Annotated in this window: 24 protein-coding genes and 1 pseudogene; 20 read left to right on the top strand and 5 right to left on the bottom strand. The window is 73.1% G+C overall.

Annotation, left to right across the window (positions count from 1 at the left end; all coding sequences use genetic code 11):
• Positions 1 to 261: 261 nt before the first annotated feature.
• A complete protein-coding gene (locus ACIGW2_RS04935; RefSeq protein WP_391656188.1) occupies positions 262 to 900 on the bottom strand; it encodes a TetR/AcrR family transcriptional regulator in 639 nt (212 codons plus the stop codon).
• An 83-nt stretch (positions 901 to 983) separates the two neighbouring features.
• Here ACIGW2_RS04935 and ACIGW2_RS04930 point away from each other — a divergent pair, with 83 nt between their 5' ends.
• The gene (locus ACIGW2_RS04930) at positions 984 to 1,745 is read left to right on the top strand and encodes an SDR family oxidoreductase (protein WP_391656189.1); all 762 of its coding nucleotides are present in this window, start codon (positions 984 to 986) and stop codon (positions 1,743 to 1,745) included.
• Positions 1,746 to 1,947: 202 nt separating this feature from the next.
• On the top strand, positions 1,948 to 2,733 hold the full coding sequence (gene nagB / locus ACIGW2_RS04925) for a glucosamine-6-phosphate deaminase (protein WP_356069962.1): 786 nt from the start codon (positions 1,948 to 1,950) through the stop codon (positions 2,731 to 2,733).
• A gap of 70 nt (positions 2,734 to 2,803) precedes the next feature.
• Here nagB and ACIGW2_RS04920 read toward each other — a convergent pair whose 3' ends face one another.
• From ACIGW2_RS04920 to ACIGW2_RS04905, 4 genes are all read right to left on the bottom strand, one after another.
• The gene (locus ACIGW2_RS04920) at positions 2,804 to 4,324 is read right to left on the bottom strand and encodes a glycoside hydrolase family 3 protein (RefSeq protein WP_399841109.1); all 1,521 of its coding nucleotides are present in this window, start codon (positions 4,322 to 4,324) and stop codon (positions 2,804 to 2,806) included.
• Positions 4,325 to 4,333: 9 nt separating this feature from the next.
• A complete protein-coding gene (locus ACIGW2_RS04915) occupies positions 4,334 to 5,110 on the bottom strand; it encodes a carbohydrate ABC transporter permease (protein ID WP_399841689.1) in 777 nt (258 codons plus the stop codon).
• 122 nt (positions 5,111 to 5,232) lie between these two features.
• Entirely contained in the window at positions 5,233 to 6,255 is a 1,023-nt protein-coding gene (locus ACIGW2_RS04910) for a carbohydrate ABC transporter permease (protein WP_391656191.1), read from the bottom strand.
• A gap of 127 nt (positions 6,256 to 6,382) precedes the next feature.
• Positions 6,383 to 7,675: an extracellular solute-binding protein gene (locus ACIGW2_RS04905; RefSeq protein ID WP_391656192.1), complete on the bottom strand. Its 1,293-nt coding sequence runs from the start codon at positions 7,673 to 7,675 to the stop codon at positions 6,383 to 6,385.
• Positions 7,676 to 7,959: 284 nt separating this feature from the next.
• On the opposite strand from ACIGW2_RS04905, the gene ACIGW2_RS04900 reads away from it, so the two are divergent.
• The 18 genes and pseudogenes from ACIGW2_RS04900 to ACIGW2_RS04815 all read left to right on the top strand — a co-directional run bounded on the left by ACIGW2_RS04900 (position 7,960) and on the right by ACIGW2_RS04815 (position 25,331).
• Positions 7,960 to 8,724 (top strand): GntR family transcriptional regulator, encoded by a 765-nt coding sequence (locus tag ACIGW2_RS04900; protein WP_356076053.1) that lies wholly within the window; start codon positions 7,960 to 7,962, stop codon positions 8,722 to 8,724.
• A gap of 398 nt (positions 8,725 to 9,122) precedes the next feature.
• On the top strand, positions 9,123 to 9,314 hold the full coding sequence (locus ACIGW2_RS04895) for a hypothetical protein (RefSeq protein ID WP_361579318.1): 192 nt from the start codon (positions 9,123 to 9,125) through the stop codon (positions 9,312 to 9,314).
• Between the two features lie 27 nt (positions 9,315 to 9,341).
• Positions 9,342 to 9,620 (top strand): hypothetical protein, encoded by a 279-nt coding sequence (locus ACIGW2_RS04890; protein ID WP_399841104.1) that lies wholly within the window; start codon positions 9,342 to 9,344, stop codon positions 9,618 to 9,620.
• A gap of 32 nt (positions 9,621 to 9,652) precedes the next feature.
• A complete protein-coding gene (locus ACIGW2_RS04885; protein WP_391656194.1) occupies positions 9,653 to 10,693 on the top strand; it encodes a glycosyltransferase family 2 protein in 1,041 nt (346 codons plus the stop codon).
• A 54-nt stretch (positions 10,694 to 10,747) separates the two neighbouring features.
• On the top strand, positions 10,748 to 11,710 hold the full coding sequence (locus ACIGW2_RS04880; RefSeq protein WP_391656195.1) for a UbiA prenyltransferase family protein: 963 nt from the start codon (positions 10,748 to 10,750) through the stop codon (positions 11,708 to 11,710).
• Positions 11,710 to 12,765: a lysylphosphatidylglycerol synthase domain-containing protein gene (locus ACIGW2_RS04875; RefSeq protein WP_399841101.1), complete on the top strand. Its 1,056-nt coding sequence runs from the start codon at positions 11,710 to 11,712 to the stop codon at positions 12,763 to 12,765. The genes ACIGW2_RS04880 and ACIGW2_RS04875 overlap by 1 nt, the downstream gene beginning before the upstream one ends.
• Positions 12,723 to 14,156, top strand: coding sequence for an aspartate aminotransferase family protein (locus ACIGW2_RS04870; RefSeq protein ID WP_399841098.1), 1,434 nt, complete (start codon positions 12,723 to 12,725; stop codon positions 14,154 to 14,156). The genes ACIGW2_RS04875 and ACIGW2_RS04870 overlap by 43 nt, the downstream gene beginning before the upstream one ends.
• A 23-nt stretch (positions 14,157 to 14,179) precedes the next feature.
• Entirely contained in the window at positions 14,180 to 15,229 is a 1,050-nt protein-coding gene (locus ACIGW2_RS04865) for an NAD-dependent epimerase/dehydratase family protein (RefSeq protein ID WP_399841095.1), read from the top strand.
• Between the two features lie 12 nt (positions 15,230 to 15,241).
• Complete coding sequence (locus tag ACIGW2_RS04860; RefSeq protein ID WP_391656199.1) at positions 15,242 to 16,288, top strand: glycosyltransferase family 2 protein; 1,047 nt, start codon at positions 15,242 to 15,244, stop codon at positions 16,286 to 16,288.
• Entirely contained in the window at positions 16,281 to 17,414 is a 1,134-nt protein-coding gene (locus ACIGW2_RS04855; RefSeq protein ID WP_399841091.1) for an endonuclease/exonuclease/phosphatase family protein, read from the top strand. The genes ACIGW2_RS04860 and ACIGW2_RS04855 overlap by 8 nt, the downstream gene beginning before the upstream one ends.
• 1 nt (position 17,415) lies before the next feature.
• A complete protein-coding gene (locus ACIGW2_RS04850) occupies positions 17,416 to 18,408 on the top strand; it encodes an endonuclease/exonuclease/phosphatase family protein (RefSeq protein ID WP_391656201.1) in 993 nt (330 codons plus the stop codon).
• On the top strand, positions 18,408 to 19,373 hold the full coding sequence (locus ACIGW2_RS04845; protein WP_399841088.1) for an aldo/keto reductase: 966 nt from the start codon (positions 18,408 to 18,410) through the stop codon (positions 19,371 to 19,373). Before ACIGW2_RS04850 ends, ACIGW2_RS04845 begins: the two co-directional genes overlap by 1 nt.
• Before the next feature lie 41 nt (positions 19,374 to 19,414).
• A pseudogene (locus ACIGW2_RS04840) lies at positions 19,415 to 19,783 on the top strand (hypothetical protein); the annotation flags it as partial.
• Positions 19,784 to 20,022: 239 nt separating this feature from the next.
• Positions 20,023 to 21,693, top strand: a complete 1,671-nt coding sequence (locus tag ACIGW2_RS04835; protein WP_399841085.1) for a hypothetical protein — start codon at positions 20,023 to 20,025, stop codon at positions 21,691 to 21,693.
• A gap of 58 nt (positions 21,694 to 21,751) precedes the next feature.
• Positions 21,752 to 22,744, top strand: a complete 993-nt coding sequence (locus tag ACIGW2_RS04830; protein WP_391656204.1) for a LuxR C-terminal-related transcriptional regulator — start codon at positions 21,752 to 21,754, stop codon at positions 22,742 to 22,744.
• Positions 22,745 to 22,894: 150 nt separating this feature from the next.
• The gene (locus ACIGW2_RS04825; protein WP_391656205.1) at positions 22,895 to 23,107 is read left to right on the top strand and encodes a DUF3311 domain-containing protein; all 213 of its coding nucleotides are present in this window, start codon (positions 22,895 to 22,897) and stop codon (positions 23,105 to 23,107) included.
• Positions 23,104 to 24,729, top strand: coding sequence for a monocarboxylate uptake permease MctP (mctP, locus tag ACIGW2_RS04820; protein ID WP_361579291.1), 1,626 nt, complete (start codon positions 23,104 to 23,106; stop codon positions 24,727 to 24,729). The genes ACIGW2_RS04825 and mctP overlap by 4 nt, the downstream gene beginning before the upstream one ends.
• Before the next feature lie 95 nt (positions 24,730 to 24,824).
• Entirely contained in the window at positions 24,825 to 25,331 is a 507-nt protein-coding gene (locus tag ACIGW2_RS04815; protein WP_391656207.1) for a GNAT family N-acetyltransferase, read from the top strand.
• The last annotated feature ends 2 nt before the right edge of the window (positions 25,332 to 25,333 follow it).

Below are 25,333 nucleotides of genomic sequence, written 5' to 3'. Positions count from 1 at the left end.
CGTCCGTGTTGGAGGATGGGCCTGGGACGACCGCGTTCCCATGGATGGACAGACAAGAATGGTCTAGTCCACAATGCATTTCATGAAAGCCTCCGCCCTCCCCGCACAGGAGGGCGGACGAGGTACCCGGCGCTCTCTGCCCTGACTGCGCCGAGACCTCCCGTAACGGCCGAGGGACCGCACACCCCCGGCCGGGCAGCTCCGGGCTGCGGTGCCGGACGGGTTGAGGGTCCCGTCCCGGCGCCGCGGCCCGCGGGTTCTTCAGGGCGCCGCGCTCCCCGCCGCTTCGGCCGCCGCTCCGTCCGTCGCCTCTGGCCAGGCGCGCATGGCCGTCTCCGCGAGCGCCGTCAGCTCCGCCTCCGTCGCCCCGTCGCGGGCCTGCTGGGACATGCCCTGGAGGACGGCGCCGCTGAACCGGGCGAGGGCCCGGGCGTCCGTGCCGGGCGGCAGCAGACCGCTCTCGACGTCCCGGCGGATCCACTCCTCGATGGCCTCGATGTTGGCGTTCCGGCGGGCGCGCAGGGGCTCGGCGACCTCGGGGGTGGTGCAGCCGGCCGTGGCGGAGATGACCAGGCAGCCGTGCGGGTGGCCGGGCTCGGTGAAGCGGACGGCGGCCTCGCGCAACATGCGCCCGACGGCGTCCCGGACGGTCCGCTCCTCCTCGAAGGCGCGCGCCGAGAAGGCCCCGTGCGACTGCCCGTAGGCCTCGACGACCTCCTCGAACAGGGTCTTCTTGTCGCCGAAGGCCGCGTACAGGCTCGGCGCGCTGATCCCCATGACGCGGGTCAGGTCGGAGACGGAGGTCGTCTCGTACCCGTGCTCCCAGAAGGCCATCGTCGCCTGCTCCAGCGCCGTCGGGCGGTCGAAGGAGCGGGGGCGGCCGCGCTGTTTGGTGGTCATGGGGAAATTCTATAGCGAGCACTACGGAAGGTGGGGTACGGTATTTCTGTAACGACCACTACGGAAGTGAGGGGGGCGTCCTCATGGGCGTGCTCGCGGGAAAGACGGCACTGGTCACGGGCGGCAGCCGGGGCATCGGACGGGCCATCGCGGAGCGGCTGGGGCGGGACGGCGCCCGGGTCGCGGTGCACTACGGGACGAACGAGGCGGCGGCCAAGGAGACGGTCTCCGCGATCGAGGCGGCGGGCGGCGAGGCGTTCGCGCTCGGGCAGGAGCTGGGGGTGCCGGGGGACGCCGAGGCACTGTGGGCCTCCTTCGACGCGGCCGTGGGCGGGTCCGGAGGCCTGGACATCCTGGTGAACAACGCGGGGATCGGCGCCTCGACCTCCTTCGCGGAGATCGGCGAGGAGGAGTACGACCGCCTGTTCGCGGTCAACACCAAGGCGCCGTTCTTCCTGGCGCGACTGGGGGCGGAGCGGCTCCGGGACGGCGGCCGGATCGTGAACGTGTCGACCGGGCTCTCCCGCGCGGCGGTGATGCCGGAGCTGATGGCGTACGCGATGACCAAGGGCGCCCTCGACGTCTTCACCCGCAATCTGTCGAAGCTGCTCGGCCCGCGCGGGATCACGGTCAACGCGGTGGCGCCCGGGATCGTCGACACGGACAACACCTCCGCCCGGCTGCGGGAGAGCCCGGAGGCCTGGGACAACGCCGCCGCGCTGTCGGCGCTGGGACGGGTCGGGGCCCCGGAGGACATAGCCGACGTGGTGGCCTTCCTGGTCTCGCACGAGGGGCGCTGGGTGACGGGCCACTGGATCGACGCCACGGGGGGTTCGCTGGCCTGAGCCGGGGCGCCGGCGGGCGCGGGGCGGGGTCTGCGGCCGGGGGCACGAGTGGCCGGTGGGGCGGGTGCGGCCGACGATGAAAGAGCCGCGTCCGACAGCCGGAACGACATGAGGAGACGGGGTCGGCTCTGCTAGATTTGGAGCCAGATTGGTCTATACCACCGGCTCCTCCCCAGCCCCTCACCAGATCGGCAGGCACAGCGTGGAAGTTGTCATCGTCAAGGACGCCAAGGCGGGCGGCGAGCTCATCGCGGACGGCATCGCCGACCTCCTGCGCCGCAAGCCCGACGCGCTGCTCGGCGTGGCCACCGGCTCGACCCCGCTGCCCATCTACGACGCCCTGACGGCCAAGGTCCGGGCCGGCGCGGTGGACGTCTCCCGGGCGCGGATCGCCCAGCTGGACGAGTACGTGGGCCTGCCCGCCGGGCACCCCGAGTCGTACCGCGCGACGGTGCTGCGCCAGGTCGTCGAACCGCTCGGCCTCTCCCCCGACTCCTTCATGGGGCCGGACGGCTCGGCCGAGGACGTCCAGGCGGCCTGCGAGGCCTACGACCGGGCGCTCGTCGAGGCCGGCGGCGTCGACCTGCAGATCCTCGGCATCGGCACCGACGGGCACATCGGCTTCAACGAGCCCTGCTCCTCGCTGGCCTCCCGCACCCGGATCAAGACGCTCACCGAGCAGACCCGGATCGACAACGCGCGCTTCTTCGACAACGACATCGAGCAGGTGCCGCACCACGTCATCACCCAGGGCATCGGCACCATCCTGGAGGCCCGCCACCTGGTGCTGCTCGCCACCGGCGAGGGCAAGGCCGAGGCCGTGGCGCAGACCGTCGAGGGCCCGGTCGCCGCGCTCGTGCCGGCCTCCGCGCTCCAGCTGCACCCGCACGCGACCGTGGTCGTGGACGAGGCCGCCGCCTCCAAGCTGAAGCTCGCGGACTACTTCCGCCACACCTACGCGAACAAGCCCTCCTGGCAGGGCATCTGAACCACGTCCACGCCCCAGGGGCCCGGCACCTGGATCAGGTGCCGGGCCCCTTCGTTCGTGCGGGCCGGTCCTAGCGGCCGGCGATGAGCTCCGCGGCGGCGCGGCCGCAGACGCGGGCGGCGCCGTGGGTGGCGACGTGGAGGGCGCCGCGCGGGGAGGACTCGTCGAGGCCCATCTCCACCACCACGGTGTCGGGGCGGGCCGCGAGCAGGGCGTCCAGGGCGCCGGCCATCCACGGGTGCCGGTGGGCGTCGCGGACCACGGCGACCACGCGCCGCTTCCCGGCGGCGGCAAGCACGGCGTCGGCCGAGGCCTCGACCCCGTACGAACCGGTCGTGGTGCCCGGCAGCAGGCGCTCCAGCTCGGCGGCGAGGCCCCAGGGGGTCTCGTCACCGACCGCGAAGTTCGCGACCGGGGTGAAGGAGGCCACGTAGGGCGGCTCGGTCAGCGGGGTGAAGGGCCGCTCCCCCTCGGTCACCCGCAGGGCCCGGCGGGCCGCGACGAGTCCGACCTCGGTGCCGGGCGCGGTCCCCTCCTGTGACGCCGCGCCCGGCCCCGATACAGCCCCCCTGGCCCGGTACGCCTGGGTCCAGGCCGCCAGGGCGCGCACGCGCGCCGCGGCGTCGGCCAGCCGCTCCTCGGGCAGTTCACCGGTCCGTACCGCCGTCACCAGCGCGTCGCGCAGCCGCAGTACGGTGTCCTCGTCGGCCAGCCCGCCGCCGACGCAGATGGCGTCGGCGCCCGCAGCGATCGCGAGGACGGATCCGCGCTCGATGCCGTACGTCGACGCGATGGCCTGCATCTCCATCCCGTCCGTGACGATCAGCCCCTCGAAGCCCAGCTCCCGGCGCAGCAGTCCGGTGAGGATCTGCGGGCTCAGGGTGGCCGGCCGCTCGGGGTCGAGCGCGGACAGCAGGATATGCGCGCTCATGACGGCTTTGGTACCCGCGGCGACGGCCGCGCGGAAAGGTACCAGCTCACGGGCGTGCAGTGTGGCGAGGTCCACATCGATGCGGGGCAGCGCGTGGTGCGAGTCGACGTTGGTGTCGCCGTGCCCCGGGAAGTGCTTGGTGCAGGCGGCGACGCCCACGGCCTGGAGGCCGTCGACATAGGCCACGGTGTGCCGGGCGACCAGCTCGGGGTCGGCGCCGAAGGAGCGCACCCCGATGACCGGGTTGTCGGCGTTGGAGTTGACGTCGGCGGACGGCGCCCAGTTCAGGTCGATCCCGCACTCGGCGAGCCGGCGGCCGAGCTCGCGGGCCACGGCCCGGGTGAGCTCGACGTCGTCGACGCTGCCGAGGGCGTAGTTGCCGGGGAAGGAGGAGCCCTCCCGGACCTCCAGGCGGGTGACGTCGCCGCCCTCCTCGTCGATGGCGACCAGGACGTCCTCGCGCTCGGCGCGCAGCCGGGCGGTGAGCGCCGCGAGCTGGTCGGGGGCGACGACGTTCCGGCCGAAGAGACCGACCGAGGACAGTCCCTCGCCGATCCGGCGGAGCAGCCAGTCGGGGGCGGTGGTGCCGACGAAGCCCGGCTGGAGGACGGTGAGCGCGTCCCGGGTCAGGGTGTCCGAGCCGGTTGCGAGCGTGGTCATGGGGCGCCGTTATCCCTTCACCGCGCCGGCGGTCATGCCGCCGACGGCCTTGCGCTGGAGGAAGAGGAAGACGATCAGGACGGGGAGCGCGAAGAGGGTCGAGGCGGCCATGGTGGCGCCCCAGTCGTTGCCGAACGCGGTCTGGAACTGGGTCAGCCAGAGCGTCAGGGTCTGCGACTCCTTGTCCTTGTTGAGCATGAGGATCATGGCGAACTCGTTCCAGGCGGTGATGAAGCCGAAGATCGAGGTCGACATCAGGCCGGGGGCGAGCAGCGGGAAGATGACCTTGCGGAAGGCCTGGCCGCGGGTGCAGCCGTCGATCTGGGCGGCCTCCTCCAGCTCGACCGGGACGGCGGCGATGAAGCCGCGCAGGGTCCAGATGGTGAAGGGCAGGACCATCACGAAGTAGATGAGCGTGAGGACCGGGATGCTGTTCAGCAGGTCGTTCTCGCGCGAGATCATGTACATCGCGATGACCATGACCTCCCAGGGGGCCATCTGGGCCATCATCACGACGAGCACGATGCCCTTGCGGCCGCGGAACTTCATCCGGGCCAGCGCGAAGCTCGCGAGCAGGGCCACGAGCAGGGCGAGCAGGACCGCGCCGACGGTGACGAGCAGGCTGTTGGTGACGTAGGTCCAGAAGAGGTCCACGCCGGAGGCCGTCGAGTAGTTGTCGAGGGTCGGCGTGAAGAGGAAGATCGGGTCCTTGGTCATGATCTCGTGCTGCGGCTTCAGCGAGGACGAGACCATCCAGTAGACCGGGAAGACGAACACGACCGCGATGACGAGCGCGGAGAGGTTCTTGACGACGGCGCCGACGGTGAGCCGCTTGCGGTGGCGGTACTTCTTCGGGGCCGACGGTGCCGGCGGGGCCTGGGCGGCCGGCGCGGCCGGGGTGGTGGTGCTCACAGCTGCTCCTCCTGCTTCAGGATCAGGCGGAAGTAGAAGGACATGATCGCGACGAGCATCACGATCGTCAGGACGGAGATGGCCGCGGCGACGCCGTAGTGGAACTGGCCCTGCCCCTCGACGTAGGCGAAGACCGGCAGGGTCTCGGAGGCGCGGTCGGGGCCGCCCTTGTTCAGCGCGTAGACCTGGGTGAACGCCTTGAAGATCCAGATGATCTCCAGGAAGGTCGTGACCAGGAAGAAGGGCTTGAGGTTCGGGAAGACCACGGCCCAGAAGGTGCGCCAGCCGTTGGCGCCGTCCATCTTGGCGGCCTCGTACAGCTCGGTGCCGATGGTGGTCAGGCCGGCGTACATGTTGAGGGCGACGAAGGGGACGGAGCCCCAGACCAGCAGGAGCAGCGAGACGACCAGGGTCGAGAAGCCGGTCTCCAGCCAGTTGTGCTGCTCGTAGCCGGAGAAGCCGAGCGTGCGCATGACCCAGTTCATGACGCCGAACTGCTCGTCGAAGAGCCACTGGAAGACGGTGACGGAGGCGACGATCGGCATGGCCCAGGCGAAGACCAGGGCGAGCGAGAGCACCAGCCGCATCTTCTTGCCGAGGCGGTTGAGGAGCAGGCCGATGCCGGTGCCGATGGCCATGATCAGCAGCACGTTGGCGGCGGTGAAGACGACCGAGCGGACGACGACGGTCCAGAACTCGGAGTCACCGAGGAGTGCGGTGTAGTTGTCGAAGCCGACCCACACCGTCTCGCGGGTGATGAATTCCTTCCGGCCGAGCTGCTGGAAGGAGAGCATCACGTTGCGGACGAGCGGATAGAGCAGCAGCGCCGCCATCGACAGCAGGGCCGGGGCGACGAGCAGGTACGGCAGCAGCCCGCCGGGCAGGGAGCGTTTCCCCCGCGCGCGCTGAGGAACTTCCTTGGGGCCGGTCGCGGCCGGCGGGGTCGGTGACGTCCCTGCCGCCCTCCCGGGCGCGTCCTGGGGGCCGGCGGTCGCCGTCCCCGGGGAGTCCACGGTCATGATCTTCTTCCTCGCGGTTCTGGGGCTCCCGGCCCACCGGGACGCGGCCCGGGGGAGCGGGCCGCTCGCAAACTGCGGAGCACCGGCGGTGCGGTCCGGGTCGCCGGACCGCACCGCCGGGCGGGGATCACTGCTGGTTGATGCGCTCGGCGATGACCTTGTCGGCGGCCTCGCCGGCGGCCTTGGCGTCCTCGCCCTTCAGGACCTTGGTCATGTAGTCCTTGATCGGGTTCGGGGCGGTCTCGACGTTCGCCCAGCCCGGGGTCACCGGGGTGATCTTGCCGACGGGCGCGGCCAGCGCCATGGCCTCGGCGAAGGAGCCGGCGGCCGGCTTGAACTGCGCGGCGTCGTTGTTCGGGAGCAGGGCGCCCTCGGTGGCGGCGGCGTACTTGGTCATGTACTCCTTGCCGGCGGCCAGGGCCAGCCACTCCTTGGCGAGGTCCTTGTTCTGGGACCGCTCGGCCACGGCGAGGTTGGAGCCGCCGAAGAAGACGGAGCCCGGCTTGTCGGCGGTCTTGCCCGGGATCGGGAAGTAGCCGAAGTCGGCGGTCTTGCCGGCCTTCTTCATGGCGTCGATCGCGCCGCCGGCCTCCCAGCCGAGGCCGATCCAGGACGCCACGCCGCCCTTGGGGATGACGTCGGTGGACTGCTGCGGGGTCGCCTCGTCCTTGTCCTTCGGAGCGGTGGAGTAGGACGCCAGCTCCTTGTAGAAGTTCATGGCACTGACGGCCTCGGGGGAGGACAGGTTGCCCTTCCACTTGTCGCCGTCCTTGACGGCGAGGTCGCTGCCCTCGTCCCAGATGAAGCCGGCGAGCACGTACCAGCTCTGGCCCGGCAGGTAGATGGCCTGGGACTTCGGGTCGGAGGCCTTGAGCTTCTTCAGGCCGTCGATCCACTCGGCGCGGGTCTTCGGCGGGGTGACGCCGGCCTTCTTGAAGGCGGCCTTGTCGTAGACGACCACGCGGTTGGCGGCGTACCAGGGGGCGGAGTAGAGCTTGCCGTCGACCTCGGCGGAGGCGAGCATGCCCTTGTTCCAGCCGTCGTAGCCGAGCTTGGCCTTGTCGCCGGAGAGGTCGGCGAGGCCGCCGGTGACCGCGTAGCCGGCGGTCTGGGTGTTGCCGAGCTCCAGCACGTCCGGCGGGGTGTCCTCGGAGAGGGCCGTGGTGACCTTCTCCTGGATGCCGTTCCACTGCTGCTTCTCGACCTTGACCTTGACGCCCGGGTGCTTGGCCTCGAAGGCCTTGTTCACCTCGGCCATCCAGGCGTCGGGCGCGGAACCGTCCATGACCCAGACGGTGATCGTCTTGTCGCCGCCCCCGGCCTTGCCCTTGTCACCCTTGTCGCCGCTGTCGGAACCACACGCGGCAATGCTGACCATCATGCCCGCGACACCGATCGCCGCGATGAGCTTGCGCTTCACGCCACCCTCCTCAGGGATGCCTGCTCCCCCCTCCCACCGCGCGGAGACATACGTCGAGTGATGCTGTGGGGCTGGGACCTGGTCTTTAATGGTTTAGACCAGTACCCGGAGCTTGGCCTAGACCTTTAGGGGTGTCAAGGGTGTATAAGAAGGGCAGTCGCGTCCGTTATCGGACCGACACCTGAGGGAGGGCGACGACCCGTGACCGGTCCGTGCCACCATGTGAGCCGCGACAGACGGAGGAGCCGGTGACGGCAGCAGCACAGGAGTCGGAGAGGCAGGCCATGGCCACGGACGCGGGTAACACCGAGACAGACAGCGGGGTCGCCACCCGTACCGCGCGCGTGCCCAAGTACTACCGCCTCAAGCGGCACTTGCTGGACATGACGGAGACCCTTCCGCCCGGCACCCCGGTGCCGCCCGAGCGGACCCTCGCCGCGGAGTTCGACACCTCGCGCACGACGGTCCGCCAGGCCCTGCAGGAGCTGGTCGTCGAGGGGCGCCTGGAGCGGATCCAGGGCAAGGGCACCTTCGTGGCCAAGCCCAAGGTCTCCCAGGCCCTCCAGCTCACCTCGTACACCGAGGACATGCGGGCGCAGGGCCTGGAGCCCACCTCGCAGCTGCTCGACATCGGATACGTGACGGCCGACGACACCCTGGCCGGGCTGCTCGACATCACCACCGGCGGCCGGGTGCTGCGCATCGAGCGCCTGCGGCTGGCCAGCGGCGAGCCGATGGCCATCGAGACCACCCACCTGTCCGCCAAGCGCTTCCCCGCGCTGCGGCGTTCGCTGGTGAAGTACACCTCGCTCTACACCGCACTGGCCGAGGTGTACGACGTACACCTCGCCGAGGCCGAGGAGACCATCGAGACCTCGCTGGCCACCCCGCGCGAGGCCGGCCTGCTCGGCACGGACGTGGGCCTGCCGATGCTGATGCTCTCCCGCCACTCGCTGGACGCCAACGGCGAACCGGTCGAATGGGTGCGCTCGGTCTACCGCGGCGACCGCTACAAGTTCGTCGCCCGCCTCCAGCGCCCCAACGGCTGACCGCGCGCGACACCAGGCCCCCGGAACGGCCGCACCCCCACCACGGGGTGCGGCCGTTCGGCGTCTCCCCCTCCCGGTCTCTCCCTCCCCCGCCTTCTCGTACGGGGCGGGCGGAGCACCCGCGCGGGCGCCCCGCGGCCGGGCGCGCCGCCCGGCAGCTTCCGCCTGGCAGCAACGTGACGCCGGCCCGGAAGCGCCTGGTCAGCGGTGTGCCGGGGCCCGCACGGGGCGCTGTCCCCAAGTGACCAGGCGGCTTGGCGCCAGCCGTTCTCCGGTGACACGGGCCCTGGGGCGGGCCAGTCTTGGACCCGTCGAGGCCGCCCCGGGGACACCGGGAGCGGCACCGGGCCGGACCCGCCACGGCCCTGATCCCCACTCACCCGGAAGGCTGCTCCGCCATGCGCACGCTCGCCCGTTTCGCCCCGTTCACCCTTCTCGTCCCCGCCGCCGCGGCGTTCGCCCTCGTGCTCGGCGCCGCGGGGACGGGTCCGGCGCCGGCCGCGGTCACCGCCGGGGACACCGTGGCACCGGCCCCCGTCACCGCCCCCGCGCAGCCCGGTGACAGCGGCGACGGATTCTCCTGGGGCTGATCGGCCATCTACCTCATCGGCATCGCGATGAGGGCACCGGACGACGAACCCGCCCCGGACGACGCCCCCCCACCCCTCCCGTCCGCGACCCGACTCGTCGAGACGCTGCACCGCGTCGCCCGGCCGCAGGACCGCTTCGAGTCCGCCCGGGCGCTGGTCCTCGACCGGTCGGTCCGGCTCGCCCTGTACGTCCGGGCACCCGACGAGATCGAGGCCGTCGGCCACGCGCTGCAGCTCTGCCGGCGCCTCCTCGGACACTCGCCCGAACTCCGCAACCACCGCATCGCGGACTTCCGGCTCCTGTGAAGCCCCCGCCCCGCACCCTTCGAGGAACGACCATGCCCAGGGCCCGTCCCAGCGTCTCCGTCATCATCCCCAACTACAACTACGAGAAGACCCTGCGCGCCTGCCTCGCCTCGGTCTTCGCCCAGACCCACGCCCCGCTCGACGTCATCGTGGTCGACGACGCCAGCACCGACCGGTCCCGGGACATCGCCCGGGAGTTCGGGGTCGTGCTGATCGCCAACCCGCGCAACCGCGGGGTGTCCGCCGCCCGGAACCTCGGGGCCGCCGCCGCCCGCGGCGAGATCCTGTTCTTCCTCGACTCCGACACCGCGCTGCACCCCGAGGCGCTGGCCAACGCCGTCGACCTGCTGGAGGCCGACCCCGGACTCGGCTGTGTGCACGGCGTCCTGGACCCCGAGCCGCTCTTCGACGACGGGCCGGTCGAGCGCTACCACGCCCTGCACGCGCACTTCTGGCGCCGCCGGGCCGCCGGCGAGGTGCGCACCGCGTTCTTCGCGCTCGGCGCCCTTCGCAAGGAGGTCTTCGAGCGGGTCGGCCCCTTCGACGAGAACCTGCGCGACTCCGAGGACGTCGAGTACAGCGGCCGGCTGATCCGCTCCCACCGGATCGTCATGACGGAGGCGATCCGCGGCCGGCACGACGACGTGGACCGGCTCGGCGCGATGCTCTCGGAGCAGTACCGGCGCTCCCAGCTGCTCGTCGCGGCGCTCGGCCAGATGCGCGCGGGCGGGCTCACCGCCAACCGGCCGCTCGGGGTGCTCGCCGCCGCGCTCACCGGCCCCGCCCTGCTGCTCGGGCTGCTCTCCCCCTGGCTGCTGCTCGTGCCGGCCGCCCTCGTGCTGCTCTTCGCCTGCGCCGACCCGGGGCTCAGCCGGTTCGCGCTGCGCCGGCGCGGCCCGGGCTTCCTCCTGTACTTCACCGCGGTCCACTTCCTGCTCCACCAGGCGATCGTGCTCGGCGCCGCCCGCGGCCTCGTCCGCTGGCTGACCGAACCGGACTTCGGGCCGAGCGTCCGCCGCCGCGCCGCCCCGCCCGCCCCCGCCAACCCCCCGGCCGCCGGCACGTCCGTCTGAGCGCCCGCCGGTCCGATCCGCCCGTTCCGTCTGATCCGCCCCAGGAGTCCGCACATGGCTACGCCCACGCTCACCGGCCGGCAGACCCGCCCCACGGCCCGGCCGCCCTCGCCCCGGCCACCCGGCCTGCTCGCCGACCTCACCGCCCTGGTCCGCCCCGGGCAGTGGACCAAGAACCTGGTCGTCGTCCCGCTCGGGCTGCTCGGCGCGCCCCGGCTCGACGGCCCCGCCCTGGCCGGCGCGCTCGCCGCGCTCGTCGTCTTCACCCTGGCGTCCGCGCTGGTCTACCTGGTCAACGACCTCGGCGACCGGGACCGCGACCGGCGCCACCCGGAGAAGCGGCACCGTCCGATCGCCGCCGGCCGGATCGGCGTCGGCGCCGCCGTGGCCTTCGCCGCCGCCCTCGCGCTGCTGCTCGCGGCGACCGTCGGAGCGACCGTCACCACCGGCGTCGCCGCGCCCGCCGACTGGTGGCCGGTCGCCGCGTACGTGGCCCTGAACGCCGCGTACAGCAAGGGGCTCAAGCACGTGCCGCTGCTCGACGTGTTCGTCGTGGCGCTCGGCTTCGTGCTGCGGCTCGCCCAGGGCTGTCTGGCCTCCGGCAACCCGGTGCCCAGCTGGCTCGCGCTCGGCGTGTTCACCCTCTGCCTGCTGCTCGTGCTCGGCAAGCGGCGGCACGAGATGGCCGTCGGCGGAGTGCTGCACCGGCCCGCGCTGCGCGGCTACACGGTCGGCTTCCTCGACCAGCTGCTCGGCCTCACCGCGGTGCTCGCGGCGGTCAGTTACGTGCTGCACGTGCAGTCCAGCGCGGTCTTCGGCCCGCACGGGCCGCTGGTCGCCGTGCTCACCGCGCCCTGCGCGCTCTTCGGCCTGGCCCGCTACCTCCAGCTGGTCGTGGTCGACGCGGGCGGCGGCAACCCCACCCGGGCGCTGTTCGCCGACCGCACCACGGTCACCAACGCGCTGCTGTGGGCGGCCCTGCTGGCCGCCGCCTGGCTGCTCGGCCGGCTCGGCTGATGGCCACGGCCACCGTCGCCCGCCCCGGCGCCGTGCGGATCCGGCGGCTGCTGCGGATCCTGTTCCCGCTCGCCGTCGCCACCGGCATCGGCCTCGCGCTCTACGAGCGGGCCGGTGAACTCGCCGCGCTCGTACTGCGGCCCGGCTCCGTGCCGTACCTGCTGCTCGCCCTCGCCGCCAACGCCGTCGCCGTCCTGTTCACCATGGCCACCTGGCGCAGCCTGCTCGCCGACCTCGGGCCGCGGCTGCCCGGCCGCACCACCACCCGGATCTACTTCACCTCCTACCTCGGCAAGTACGTGCCGGGCGCCGTCTGGGGCGTGCTCGCCCAGCTGCGGATGGCCGGCGCCGCCGGAGTGCCCGCGCCGGTCGTGCTCGCCGTCTTCCTGCTCAACCTGCTCGTCGCCGTCCTCACCGGCCTGGCGGTCGGCCCGCTCGCCGCGCCCTGGACGCTCGGCACGGGGGCCTGGTGGCTGGTGCTGCCCGGCGCGCTGACCCTCGTCCTCGTGGCGAGACCGCGGCTGCTGAACCGGCTCGCCGCTGCCGCCGCCCGGCTCGCCCGCCGGCCGGCGCCCGAGGCCCGCGCGAGCGCCCGGGGCGTGCGCCGGGCGCTGGCCGCCGCCACCGCCTCCTGGGCGGTGTCCGGGCTGCACCTGTGGGCGCTCGCCGTGATGCTCGGCGCCCCGCCGCTGACCGCGCTGCCGGTCTGCGTGGGCGGCTTCGCCCTGGCCACCGCCGCCGCGAGCCTCGTGGTCGTCCTGCCGGACGGCTGGGGCGCCCGCGAGGCCCTGCTGCTGCTCTCGCTGACCGCGGTCCTGCCCTGGCCGCAGGCGACCGCCGTCGCGGTGGCCAGCCGGGTGGTCTGCACGCTCAGCGAGGTCCTGGTCGGCGGCACCGCCCTGCTCCTCACCCTGCCCCGAAGACCCGTGCCCCGAAGACCCCTGCCCCGGGATCCCGTGCCCCGCACGCCCCTGCCCTCCTCCCCCGCTCCCCACCGACCCGAAGGAACCCCGTGTCCGGACAGCTCTACACCGTCGACGACTGCGAGTCGCTGACCACCCGCCAGGTCCACGACCTCTACAAGGACCACGTCAACAAGTCCCAGGTCTCCCTGATGACCTCCTTCGGCTTCGGCCAGGAGCTCGTCGCCAGCGCCGAGGGCGTCTGGATCACCCAGCGCGACGGCCGGCGGGTGCTCGACTTCACCGGCGGCGTCGGCGTCCTCAACCACGGCCACAACCACCCGCGGATCCTCGCCGCCCGGCAGCGCTTCCAGGAGCGCCGGAGCATGGAGGTCCACAAGACCTACTTCTCGCCGTACGTGGCCGCGCTCGGGCACAACCTCGCGCAGCTCCTTCCCGGCGACCTGAACATGTCCTTCTTCCCCAACTCCGGGGCGGAGGCGGTCGAGGGCGCGGTCAAGCTGGCGTACAAGTACCACGGCGGCCGGCGCTCCCGGGTGCTGCGGGCCGACATCTCCTTCCACGGCAAGCTGCTCGGCTCGGGCGCGCTGACCGGGCAGAACCAGTCGACCTTCCAGTTCCCCGGCATCCCGGGCGTGGGCGTCTTCCGCTACGGCGACCTGGACTCCGTACGGCAGCTGGTGGCCGAACTGCGCACCGCCAAGGGCGAGTCGGACGTGTACGCGATCCTCATCGAGCCGCTGTCGGCGTCCACCATGAACGAGTGCTCGGAGGAGTTCCTGCGCGGGCTGCGGGAGCTGTGCACGGCCGAGGACATCGTGCTGCTCTTCGACGAGATCTACACCGGCTGGGGCAAGACCGGCACCCTCTTCCACTTCATGCGCTACGAGGGCCTGGTCCCCGACGTCCTCACCACCTCGAAGTCCTTCGGCGGCGGCAAGTCGTCCATCTCCGCCTTCGTGGCCCGCGAACCGGTCTTCCGCAAGGCCTACGACAACCTCACGGACGCGCTGCTCCAGTCGACCTCGACCACCTACTACGGCTTCGGCGAGGAGGCGGTCACCGCGATCGAGGCGGTCAACGTGGCCGTGGAGGACGACTATCCGGCCCGCGCCCGGGCCATCGAGCGGATCCTCGCCCCCGGTCTGGAGCGGATCGCCAAGGAGCACCCGGACGTGGTGGCCGAGGTCCGCGGGCACGGCGCGCTGCACGGCGTCTTCCTGCACAAGGGCCCCAGGCTCCTGGAGCTGGTCACCAAGCTGGTGCCGGGCGCGATGACGAAGGACCCGCGCTTCCGCACCAAGCTCGTCACCTCGTCGGTGGTCAACGCGCTCTACCGGGACCACGGCGTCTACACGTACTACACGCTCAACGGCGACAACCCGCTGATGGTCGCACCCTCCCTGGTCGCCGAGGAGCACGAGGTCGAGTTCTTCCTCGACGCCCTCGACCGGACCCTCGCCCAGGGCCTGCCCCGACTGCTCACCCGTTTCGTCAAGGAGAAGGTGTCCTCGCTGTGGTAACCCGCCCCGAAGGAAACCGAGTCGTGGTCACCGGCGGCGCCGGCATGCTCGGCGCGACCTTGATCGACCGGCTGCTCGCCGACGGGCACCACGTGCACTGCGTGGACCTGCGGGCCCCGCGCACCACGCACGAGCAGCTGGTCCACACCGTCTCGGACGTACGGGACGCGCCCGTGATGAAGCGGGTGACGGCGGACGCGGACGTGGTGGTGCACTGCGCCGCCGCCCTGCCCAGCTATCCGGCCGAGACCATACGGTCGGTGATCGTCGGCGGCACGGAGACGGTGCTCGGCGCGGCCGAGGCGAACGCGGTGCCGCGGGTCGTGCACATCTCCTCGACCGCCGTGTACGGGCTGCCGAAGACCGTGCCGACCCCGGAGGACCACCCGCGCGAGCCGGTCGACACGTACAGCGCGGCCAAGGCCGAGGCCGAGGAGGTCGCCGAGCGCTTCCGGGGCCGGGAGATGTGCCTGCCGATCCTGCGGCCCAAGACCTTCCTCGGGCCGGGCCGGATGGGCCTGTTCGCGATGCTCTTCGAGTGGGCCGAGGAGGGCCGGAACTTCCCGGTCCTCGGCCGCGGCGACGTGCGCATCCAGATGTTCGACGTGGCCGACCTGGTGGACGCGGTCGTCACCGCCATGGAGGCGCCGGCCGAGCGGGCCGACGACACCTTCAACCTGGGGGCGACCGAGTTCGGCACGCTCCGCGAGGACTTCCAGGCCGTCCTGGACGCGGCGGGCCACGGCGGGAAGGTGCGCTCGCTGCCCGCCCGGCCGGCCCTCGCCGCGCTCAGCCTGCTCCAGCGCTCCGGGCTCTCCCCGGTCTACGGGCGGCTGCTGCACAAGCTGCTCGACGACAGCTTCGTCGCCACCGACAAGGCCCGCGAGGCGCTCGGCTTCCGGCCCCGGCACTCCAACCGGGACGCGATCCTGCGCACCTTCGCCTGGTGGCGCGCGGAGCAGGCCGCGCGCGCCCGGCAGACCACCGCCCGTCCGGCGCGCCGGAGCGAGGGCGTCACCAGCGTCGAACCCTGGCGGCAGGGGGCCCTGTCCCTCGCCAAGGTCCTCTTCTAGGAGCACCCGCCCATGTCCTCCCTCCCCCTGGTCTCCGTCATCGTCCCCAACTACAACTACGGGCGCTCGATCGGCCTGTGCGTCGAGGCCGCGCTCGGCCAGAGCTATCCGAACATCGAGGTCGTCGTGGTCGACGACTGCTCCACCGACGACTCCGCGCGGATCGCGGCCGAGGCCGGGGCCCGCGTGGTGTCCACCGGCGTCAACAGCGGGGTCGCGGTGGCCCGCAACCTCGGCGCCGAGGTCACCTCGGGCGAGATCCTGGTCTTCCTCGACTCCGACGTCGCCATGCACCCGGACGCCGTGGCGAACGCGGTCCGGCTGCTCGGCGACGGCGAGGAGTACGGCGCGATCTGCGGCACCTACGAGCCCGAGCCGCTGATCCGGGACAGCCTGATCGAGGAGTACCGCTCGCTCCAGCAGTACCACCTGCTGCTGCGGTCGGAGGGGGTGATCACCACGGTCCACACCGCGATCCTGGCCATGCGCCGGCGGGTCTTCGAGGAGGTCGGCCCCTTCAACCCGATCCTGCGGCACACCGAGGACCAGGACTACGGGCGCCGCATCTCCGAGCGGTACACCGTGCTGAGCTCCCTGGAGGTGCGGGGGCGGCACGACCACGACGACACCCTGAGGATCGTCCTCGACAAGGTCTTCGCCCGCGCTCGGCTCGCCGTGCCGCTCATCCTGGGCCGCCGCCACCTCCAGGGCGGCTTCGTCACCGGACCCCGGGCCGGCGCCAGCCTGGCCGCCCCGCTCGCGGTCGCCGCGCTCGCCGCGCCGCCGCTGTGGGGCTGGCCGTGGGCGCTGCTTCCGCTCGCGCTGTTCGTCCTGGGCGTGCTCGGCGACCTGGACATGTACCGGGAGGTGCGGCGGCACCGGGGCCGGCTCTTCCTCGGCTACTTCGTGGCCGTCAACTTCCTGGTGAACCTCACCGTGTTCGCGGCCATCGCGGTCGCCGGGGTGCAGTGGCTGTGCTCGGCGCGCTTCCGGCACCTGTACGACCCCCAGCCGCGCCCGGACGCGGTGCCCTCCCCGGCGGGTGCGGGCCGTGGCTGACACCCTCGCGCCGCAGGCCGTACGGGACGAGGCCGCCCCGGCCCCGGTCGTACGGCCCCGGGGGCGGCGCCGGAACCGCCTGGTGGCGGGCGCGGCGGCGGCCTGGCTGGTGCTGCTGCTGGTCGAGTGGGCGGCCGACGGGCGGTTCTGGCTGGGGAACCTGGTCGGGATCGTGCCGCCCGCCGCCTTCGCCCTGGTCCCGCTGCTGCTCGCGGCCCTGGCGCCGCTGGCCCGGGGCGCCGCCCGGTGGCGGACGCTCGGCGCGGCGGGCCTCGCCCTGCTCCTCGGCCTCGGGCAGTCGGGCATCGACCCGGTGGCGCCCTGGCGCGCGGAGCCGCGGCCGGGCGCGGACGCGGTCCGGGTCTTCGCCTGGAACACCAACTCGTGGAACCAGTTGCTCGGCACCCAGGACCACTTCTACGCCTTCCTCAAGGCCAAGCGGGCGGACGTGTACCTGCTGCACGAGTACCAGCACGTCACCGCCGACCGGAAGGGGAAGCTCCCGATCGACGACCTGGCGCGGCTGCGCCGGGAGTTCCCCGGGTACGAGGTGGTGGTGCGCGGCGAGCTGGTGACGCTGTCCCGCTTCCCCGTGGTGGGCAGGCCGCCGGTCGGCCCGGCCCGCGCGGTCCCGGCGGGCGCCGACTGGGCGACCGAGTACCGCGAGACCAAGGTGCTGCGCACGGACGTGCGGGTCAGGGGCCGGGTGGTGTCGTTCTACAACGTGCACATGCCGGTGTGGAACAGCATGCCGGACGGGCTGCTCTCGCCCGCCTTCTACCGGCACATGCGGGAGCGCTTCGCCCCGCGCCGGGCCCAGTACGCGGGCCTGGCGGCCGACGTGGCCGCCAACCGCAACCCGGTGGTGGTGGCCGGCGACTTCAACGCGACGGCCGCCATGGCGGACCTGGACCCGCTGCGGGAGCGCCTGGCCGACGCGGCGGAGGTGAGCACCGACCCGTACCCCACGAGCTGGGAGGAGGGCGGCTGGAAGCCCTTCTGGCGCACCGACTGGGCGTTCACCGGGAACGGGGCGCGGGCCGAGCGCTACGCCTTCGGCGATCCGGAGAAGCTGTCCGACCACGCCCCGCAGGAGCTGTGGGTCGGGCTGCCGGGGAGTGACTGACGTGGTCCTCCTGTGCTCCCTCGGCTGGGCGGGCTTCCTCGCCCTGCACCTCGCGCTCAACGGGCGCTGGTGGCCCTGGCTCGCGGTCTCGCTGCTGCCGCCGGTCGCGCTGGCCGCCGTCCCGCTGGCGCTGCTGGCCGCTGCCCTGGCCGGACGGGCGTGGGGCGCCGCCGCGCTCGCGGCCGGCTGTCTGCTGGTGGCCTGGCCGCAGAACGGGATCAACGCGCGGGCGCTGCTGCGCCGGCGGCGAGCCGAGGCCCCGGGCCGGGAGGGCCCGCGGCTGGTGTCCTGGAACACCCAGCACTGGAACCAGGACGGCGACCCGGACCGCTTCTACGCCTTCCTGCGCGGGCTCGACGCGGACGTGTACGTGCTCCAGGAGTACCTGAACGGCTTCGAGGGCGGCGAGGTCTGGGACATCGACGACGAGGAGCGGCTGCGGGCCGCGTTCCCTGGCCACCACCGGGCGATCGGCAACAACGCGGTGACGCTGTCCCGGTTCCCGCTCGCCGGGCCGCCGGTGCCGGTGGGCGCCTGCTCGCTCCGGGCGGACCTGCGCACCCCCGGCGGGGTGCTCTCCACGTACAACGTGCACATCCCGGTGCAGCTGACCGTCATGAACCCGCTGCGGCCGGCCTTCTTCCGGGACATGCGGCGGCGGGCCCGGGCCCGGGACGCGGAGTACGCGGCGCTCGTCGCCGACCTCCGGGACAACCCGCATCCGGTGCTGGTCACCGGGGACTTCAACACCAGCGCGGCGATCGGCGACATCCGCCGGATGCCGGGCACCCTGCGCGACGCGATCGGCGCCTGCCGCTCGGTCCTGCCGGCCAGCTGGAACGCCCGGGCGCGGCTGCGGCTGTGGCGGATCGACTGGACGTTCACCGGCGGCGGCGCCCGGGTCGGCGGCTACCGCTTCCGCGAGGCGCGGGGCCTGTCGGACCACCTGGTCCAGGAACTCACCCTCGTCCACCCCGAGAAGGGAATCGACTGATGGAGCACACCACGCTGGGCGGCCCCGACGGGCCGCGCGTGAGCACGCTGTGCCTGGGCACCCTGCCCTTCGGCACCCGGATCGACGAGGCCACCGCCTTCGCGGTGCTCGACCGCTTCCACGAGGCCGGCGGCACCTTCCTCGACACCGCCAACACCTATGCCTTCTGGGAGCCGGGGGCCACCGGCGCGGAGAGCGAACGGGTCATCGGGCGCTGGCTGCGCAGCCGGGGCGTGCGGGACGAGATGGTGCTCGCCACCAAGGTGGGCGCGCTTCCGGACCCGCCGGGCTCGGCGTGGCCGGAGTGCGCGGAGGGCCTGTCGGCGCCGGTGATCCGCCGCCAGGTGGAGGAGAGCCTGCGCAACCTCGGCACGGACCGGATCGACCTGTACTACGCGCACATCGACGACCGGGCGACCCCGGTCGCCGAGACCATGGGCGCCTTCGGCGAGCTGGTGGCGGCCGGGAAGATCGGCCGGGCCGGCTGCTCCAACTTCGCGGCCTGGCGGATCGAGGAGTCCCGGGGCGCGGCGCGGGCCGCCGGGGTGCCGGACTACGCGGCGGTGCAGCAGCGGTTCACCTATCTGCGGCCGCGCCCCGGCGCCGACTTCGGGGTGAACCCGCACGCCTCCGAGGAGCTGCTCGACTATCTGGCCACCCGCCCGGAGCTGACCTTCACGGCGTACACCACCCAGCTGACCGGCGCCTACACCGACCCCACCAAGGAGGTGCCGGAGCAGTACCGGCACGCGGGCTCGGAGCGGCGCCTGAAGGTGCTCGCGGAGGTCGCGGCGGAGACGGGTGCGACGGCGAACCAGGTGGTCCTCGCCTGGGCCATGGGCGGCCGGCTCCCGGTCCTCCCGGTGATCGGCGCGAGCTCGCCGGCCCAGCTCGACGAGGCGCTGGGCGCGGTGGGGCTGACGCTCGACGAGGAGCTGCGGAAGCGACTCGACGATGCCGACTAGGTCGTTTCTTTCGGATCAGGCCGGATCAGGGGGCACCTCCCGTGCCCGAAGGGCTACGGGGGAGAGCGGCGTCCGGTGCACGGGGTCTCCCCAGACCCGCCAAGGCCCAGGGTCGGGGCCTCCCCAGACCCACCAAGGCCCAAGGGCGGAGCCTCCCCAGACCCGCCAAGGCCCAGGGGCGGGGCCTCCCCAGACCCGCCAAGGCCCAAGGGCGGAGCCTCCCCAGACCCACCAAGGCCCAAGGGCGGAGCCTCCCCAGACCCACCAAGGCCCAGGGTCGGGGCCTCCCCAGACCCACCAAGGCCCAGGGTCGGGGCCTCCCCAGACCCGCCAGAGCACAGGGCTGGAGCCTCCCCAGGCCCGCCAGAGCACAGGGCTGGAGCCTCCCCAGGCCCGCCAGGGCCCAGGGGAAGGATCGCAAGGCGGAGGTGGCGGCACCTCCCCGGCCGCCGGGCCGAGGGGGCGGAAGCGATGTGGTGGGGGCACTCCCCCAGGCTTCGCCGGGGGCACCACCCGGGCGGAGCTCTGGGGGAGTCGAGAGCCCGGCAGGATCCGGAAGAGACGGCCCAGGCGGCTCGGAAGGCCCGGTGGACCGGGGTGGCCGCTCGCCGGGTGGCTGTTCCTGCTGGCGGTCGGCGGGGCTCTCGCGGTGGCGGGGCTCGGGCGGTTCGACCAGTCGTTCACGACGGTCGGCGGGCCCGGGCACCGGGCCAACCAGGAGGTCCACGAGCGGTACGGGAACGGGGCGGCGGTCCCGCCGCTGGTGGCCGTGGCGCCGCCGGAGGACCCGGGCGCGGTGGCCCGGGCGGCCGGTCCGGGGGCGCGGACGCTGACCCGGACCGAGCGGGGCCTGACGTACACGCTGGTGTACCCGGGCGCCGGGCGGGCGGACCTGGCGGGGCTGGCCGCGATCGAGGAGACGGCGCGGGCGCTGCGGGCGGCCGGGGCGGAGGTGACGGGCGTGCTGCCGCTGACGGCGGACAGCGCGGCCGGCGGGCCCGGTCCGCTCGCCCTGGCCGCGCGGGCGGCCTGTGCGCTGGGCCTCCTGGTCCTCCTCGTCGTGACCTTCCGCTCGCCGCTCGGGGTGCTCGTCCCGCTGCTGCTCGCGGCGACGACCGCGGTGGGCGCGCTGCTCGTGACGGAGGCGGTGGCCTCGGTGACACCGGTGAGCTTCGTGGTGGTCTACCTGGTGCCGGTGGCGTCCCTGGTGCTCGCGGTGCACCGGCGGGCGCTCCCGCCCGGAGCCGCGGCCCGCTCGGCCCGCGCCTTCGGCGCGGCGGGGGCGGCGGCGTGCGGCGTGCTGGCCCTGTTCCCGGGGACGTTCCTGCGCTCGGCCGGGATCGCGGGCGCGGCCGTGTGCCTGACCGGGCTCGCGGTGGCCCGGTGGCTGGACCCGCTGCTGCCGCGGGCCGAGCGCGCGCCCCGGCGGGCCGGCCGGCGCCCGTCCGCGTCCCGGGCCCTGCCGCGCGTCGCCCTCGTGCTCCTGGTGCTCTGCGCGGGCGCGGCGTCCTTCCTCCGGGTCGGCAACCCGGAGGCGCGCGCCCTGGTGGCGGCGGGTCCGGCCCGCGCGGGGCTCGACCGGCTCGCGGCGGCCGGGGTGGCGCCGGGGGTGCTCAACCCCCTGGAGGTCCTGGTCCCTTCGGGCTCGGCGGGCGCGGCGGACGCGGCCGTGCGGGCGGCCGGGGCGGTGCCGGGCGTGCGGTTCGCGGTGGCCCCGGACGGGCCCGGGTGGCGGCGGGACGGCACGGCGCTCGTGGTGGTGGTGCCGCAGGAGGAGCCGATGACGGCCGGCGGCGCCCGGACGGTCGAGGCGGTGCGGGCGGCGCTCGCCGGGACGGGCGCACGGGTCGGCGGCTCGGGCGTGGTGGACCGGGACCTGGTCGCGGGCGACTACCGGCTGCTGCCGTACGCGGTGCCGGCGGCGGCGCTGGCCGCCTTCGCGGTCCTGGCCCGCCGGGAGGGCGCCCCGCGCGCCGCCCGCTCCCTGCTCGCCGCCCTGCTCGCGGCGGGCGCGGCGGCGGGCGTCCCGGTGCTGCTGTGGCAGTACGGCCCGGCGGCCACGGGCGCGGTGACGGGCTGGGTGCCGCTGGTGGTGGGCGCCTGCGCCTTCTGCGTCACCCTGGAACGGCCCGCCCTCCCCGCGGCGGCCGCGGCCGCCCTCGCGGTCCTCGCGACCGGCATCGGCCCTCAGGTCGAACTCGCCCTGTTGGCCTCGGGGTTCGCCCTCACGACCCTGCTCGGCGCGGCGGCGGCCCGGGCCCTGCCCGTACCGGAACCGGATCACCGTCTCACCCCTCGGAGTTCACCCCGATTGGTCTAGACCTAGAAGGGTGCACCCCTCTAGCATCGACGACCGCCGTGACAAGGGGGAGATCGGAATGCTGGAGGCACTCGGCATCAAGGAGTCGACGGAGCACGTCTACCGTCTGCTCCTGGAACGGCCCGAGTACGGGGTGGCGGAGATGGCGGCCCAACTGGGCCGCAGCGAGAGCGAGGTCCGCGAGGCGCTGCTGTGCCTGGCGGACCTCAAGCTCGTCCTCATGGACGAGTCCTCCGGCGAGGTGGAGCCCTACTCCCCCGACGTCGGCTTCTCCTTCCTGCTGTCCCGCGCCGAGGCCGAACTCGGCCGGCGCAGACGCCAGGTGGAGCAGGCGGGGCGCGCCGTCGCCGGCATCCTCGCCGGCTACGCCGAGCGTCCCGGGCACGCCGCGCACACCGCCCACCGCGACCCCGTCGACCGGATCAGCGGGCTCGACGCGGTGCGCGAGCGCCTGGAGGACCTGGCCGCCGGCGCCCGCACCGAGTGCCTGTCGCTGCTGCCGGGCGGCGCGCAGCTGCCCGACACCATGGACGCCAGCAAGCCGCTGGACCAGCTCGCCCTGGAGCGCGGGGTGCGGATCCGCTCGATCTACCAGGACAGCTTCCGCAACGACCCGCCGACCGTCGAGTACGTGCGCTGGTACTGCGGCCTCGGCGGCGAGGCCCGCACCGTGCCCGTGGTGCCGATGCTCATGGTGGTCGTGGACCGGGAGGCCGCGCTCGTCCCGCTCGACCCGCAGGACGGCCGGGCCGGCGCCCTGGAGGTGCGCAGCCCCGGCCTGGTGCACGCCCTGGTGGTCCTCTTCGACCGCATCTGGGAGGCCGGCACCCCCTTCGGCGAGGCCCCGCGCCGCGACGAGCACGACCTCTCGCCGCAGGAGCGGGAGTTGCTGATGCTGCTCGGCATCGGCTGCACCGACGACATCGCGGCCCGACGGCTCGGGGTCTCGCTGCGCACCGTGCGCCGGATGAGTTCGGAGCTGATGTCCCGGCTCGGCGCCCGCAGCCGCTTCGAGGCGGGGGTCCGCGCGGTGAAGGAGGGCTGGCTGTGAACCCGAACAGGAACAGATCCGTGATACGGACAGGGGTTCCGAGAATGCGAACGGTCCCCTAGATTTCCTCGGCATTACCAGGTCATCGGCTCGTGGGACGGGATCGCCATGTCACAAGCGACACAAGGGAAACAATCGGTCATCACCCCGATGAGAGTGGTGATCGCGCTCTGTCTCTTCGCGCCGTTCGTCGCGATGCTCTGGGTGAGCTCGTACGCGAAGGTGGAGCCCACCTTCGTCGGCGTCCCGTTCTTCTACTGGTACCAGATGCTCTGGGTCGTGATCTCGACCGGGCTCACCATGGTCGCCTACAAGCTGTGGCAGCGTGACCAGCGCGCCCGCAAGGGGGGTGCGTCGCAGTGAAGGACGGCGTGAACGGCGTCGCGCTCGGCGTCTTCGTCTTCTTCTTCCTGGCCGTCACGGTCATGGGCTTCCTGGCCGCGCGCTGGCGCAAGGCCGAGAACGAGCACAGCCTCGACGAATGGGGCCTGGGCGGCAGATCGTTCGGCACCTGGATCACCTGGTTCCTGCTCGGTGGCGACCTCTACACCGCGTACACCTTCGTCGCCGTCCCGGCGGCGATCTACGCGGCGGGGGCGGCCGGCTTCTTCGCCGTGCCGTACACCATCCTGGTCTACCCTCTGATCTTCACCTTCCTGCCGCGCCTGTGGTCGGTCTCGCACAAGCACGGCTACGTGACCACCTCCGACTTCGTCCGCGGGCGCTTCGGCTCCAAGGGCCTGTCGCTCGCGGTCGCGGTCACCGGCATCCTCGCCACCATGCCGTACATCGCGCTCCAGCTGGTCGGCATCCAGGCCGTCCTGGACGTGATGGGCGTCGGCGGCGGCGAGAACACCAACTGGTTCGTCAAGGACCTGCCGCTGCTCATCGCCTTCGGCGTGCTCGCCGCGTACACCTACTCCTCGGGTCTGCGCGCCCCGGCGCTCATCGCCTTCGTCAAGGACACCCTGATCTACCTCGTCATCGCGGTGGCGATCATCTACATCCCGATCAAGCTGGGCGGCTTCGACGAGATCTTCGGCAAGGCTGCCGAGGCCTACCAGACGGTCAACCCCGCGACCGGCAAGCCCAAGGGCGCCCTGGTGCCCGGCGAGGCGGGCCAGTGGACGTACGCGACGCTGGCGCTCGGCTCGGCGCTCGCGCTGTTCATGTACCCGCACTCGATCACCGCGACGCTGTCCTCCAAGAGCCGTGAGGTGATCCGCCGCAACACCACCATCCTGCCGCTGTACTCGCTGATGCTGGGCCTGCTCGCGCTGCTCGGCTTCATGGCGATCGCCGCCGGTGTGAAGGTGACCAACGGACAGCTCGCCATCCCGCAGCTCTTCGAGAACATGTTCCCGGACTGGTTCGCGGGCGTGGCCTTCGCCGCCATCGGCATCGGCGCGCTCGTGCCGGCCGCGATCATGTCGATCGCCGCGGCCAACCTCTTCACCCGCAACATCTACAAGGACTTCATCAAGCCCGACGCGACCGCCGCGCAGGAGACCAAGGTCTCCAAGCTGGTCTCGCTGCTGGTGAAGGTCGGCGCGCTGGTCTTCGTCCTCACCATGGACAAGACCGTCGCCATCAACTTCCAGCTGCTCGGCGGCATCTGGATCCTGCAGACCTTCCCGGCCCTGGTCGGCGGTCTGTTCACCCGGTGGATGCACCGCTGGGCGCTGCTCGCCGGCTGGGCGGTCGGCATGGTGTACGGCACGGCCGCCGCGTACGGCGTCGCGAGCCCCACCCAGAAGCACTTCGGCGGCTCCTCCGCCGAGATCCCGGGCATCGGCGAGATCGGCTACATCGGCCTCACCGCCTTCGTGCTCAACGTGCTCGTCACCGTGGTCCTCACCTTCGTCCTGAAGGCCGTCAAGGCCCCCGAGGGCGTCGACGAGACCTCGCCGGAGGACTACACCGCCGACGCCGGTGACGCGGGCGTCGTCACCGAGCTGCCGAAGGTCGGCGCCGCCGGTCACTGACCCCGGACCGGCCCCGGCACCGTCGTGCACCGGCTCCGCCCGCCCCCGGGATTCCCGGAGGCGGGCGGAGCCGTGTCCGGGGCAGACTGCCTGCCATGGACTTCACGATCAGAGCAGTGCGCCCCGAGGAGTACGAGGCCCTCGGCGAGCTCACCGCACACGCCTATCTCGCCGACGGCTTCCTGGCCTTCGGCGAGGACGACGACTACGCGCACCTGCTGCGGGACGTGGCGCGCCGGGCCGCCGAGGCCGAGGTGCTGGTCGCGGTGGACACCGACGGCACGGTGCTCGGCGGCGTGACCTTCACCACCGGCAGCGGCGCGTGGGCCGACATCGCGGAGCCGGACGAGGCCGAGTTCCGGATGCTGGCGGTCGCCCACGCGGCGCGCGGCCGGGGCGTCGGCGAGGCCCTGGTGCGGGCCTGCGTCGAGCGGGCGCGGGCCCTCGACGGCATCCGCCGGCTCGTGCTCTCCACCCAGCCGACCATGGGCACCGCGCACCGCGTCTACGGACGGCTCGGCTTCGTCCGCGCCCCCGAACGGGACTGGAAGCCGCTCCCCGACCACGACTTCACGCTCCTCGCCTACGCCCTCGAACTCTGAGC

It is taken from the genome of Streptomyces sp. NPDC053541, from assembly GCF_044544705.1.
In the GTDB taxonomy this organism is placed as follows: Bacteria; Actinomycetota; Actinomycetes; order Streptomycetales; family Streptomycetaceae; genus Streptomyces.
This window is presented reverse-complemented; position numbering and strand designations above follow the sequence as displayed.

What these genes read in the sequence shown, in the direction of transcription:
- ACIGW2_RS04930 (WP_391656189.1), top strand. Translation starts at nt 984, where the DNA reads ATGGGCGTGCTCGCGGGAAAGACGGCACTGGTCACGGGCGGCAGCCGG.
- ACIGW2_RS04935 (WP_391656188.1), bottom strand. Translation starts at nt 900, where the DNA reads ATGACCACCAAACAGCGCGGCCGCCCCCGCTCCTTCGACCGCCCGACG.
- ACIGW2_RS04830 (WP_391656204.1), top strand. Translation starts at nt 21,752, where the DNA reads ATGCTGGAGGCACTCGGCATCAAGGAGTCGACGGAGCACGTCTACCGT.
- ACIGW2_RS04825 (WP_391656205.1), top strand. Translation starts at nt 22,895, where the DNA reads ATGAGAGTGGTGATCGCGCTCTGTCTCTTCGCGCCGTTCGTCGCGATG.
- ACIGW2_RS04860 (WP_391656199.1), top strand. Translation starts at nt 15,242, where the DNA reads ATGTCCTCCCTCCCCCTGGTCTCCGTCATCGTCCCCAACTACAACTAC.
- ACIGW2_RS04910 (WP_391656191.1), bottom strand. Translation starts at nt 6,255, where the DNA reads ATGACCGTGGACTCCCCGGGGACGGCGACCGCCGGCCCCCAGGACGCG.
- ACIGW2_RS04880 (WP_391656195.1), top strand. Translation starts at nt 10,748, where the DNA reads ATGGCTACGCCCACGCTCACCGGCCGGCAGACCCGCCCCACGGCCCGG.
- ACIGW2_RS04885 (WP_391656194.1), top strand. Translation starts at nt 9,653, where the DNA reads ATGCCCAGGGCCCGTCCCAGCGTCTCCGTCATCATCCCCAACTACAAC.
- ACIGW2_RS04920 (WP_399841109.1), bottom strand. Translation starts at nt 4,324, where the DNA reads ATGACCACGCTCGCAACCGGCTCGGACACCCTGACCCGGGACGCGCTC.
- ACIGW2_RS04890 (WP_399841104.1), top strand. Translation starts at nt 9,342, where the DNA reads ATGAGGGCACCGGACGACGAACCCGCCCCGGACGACGCCCCCCCACCC.
- ACIGW2_RS04815 (WP_391656207.1), top strand. Translation starts at nt 24,825, where the DNA reads ATGGACTTCACGATCAGAGCAGTGCGCCCCGAGGAGTACGAGGCCCTC.
- ACIGW2_RS04875 (WP_399841101.1), top strand. Translation starts at nt 11,710, where the DNA reads ATGGCCACGGCCACCGTCGCCCGCCCCGGCGCCGTGCGGATCCGGCGG.
- ACIGW2_RS04845 (WP_399841088.1), top strand. Translation starts at nt 18,408, where the DNA reads ATGGAGCACACCACGCTGGGCGGCCCCGACGGGCCGCGCGTGAGCACG.
- ACIGW2_RS04895 (WP_361579318.1), top strand. Translation starts at nt 9,123, where the DNA reads ATGCGCACGCTCGCCCGTTTCGCCCCGTTCACCCTTCTCGTCCCCGCC.
- ACIGW2_RS04900 (WP_356076053.1), top strand. Translation starts at nt 7,960, where the DNA reads ATGGCCACGGACGCGGGTAACACCGAGACAGACAGCGGGGTCGCCACC.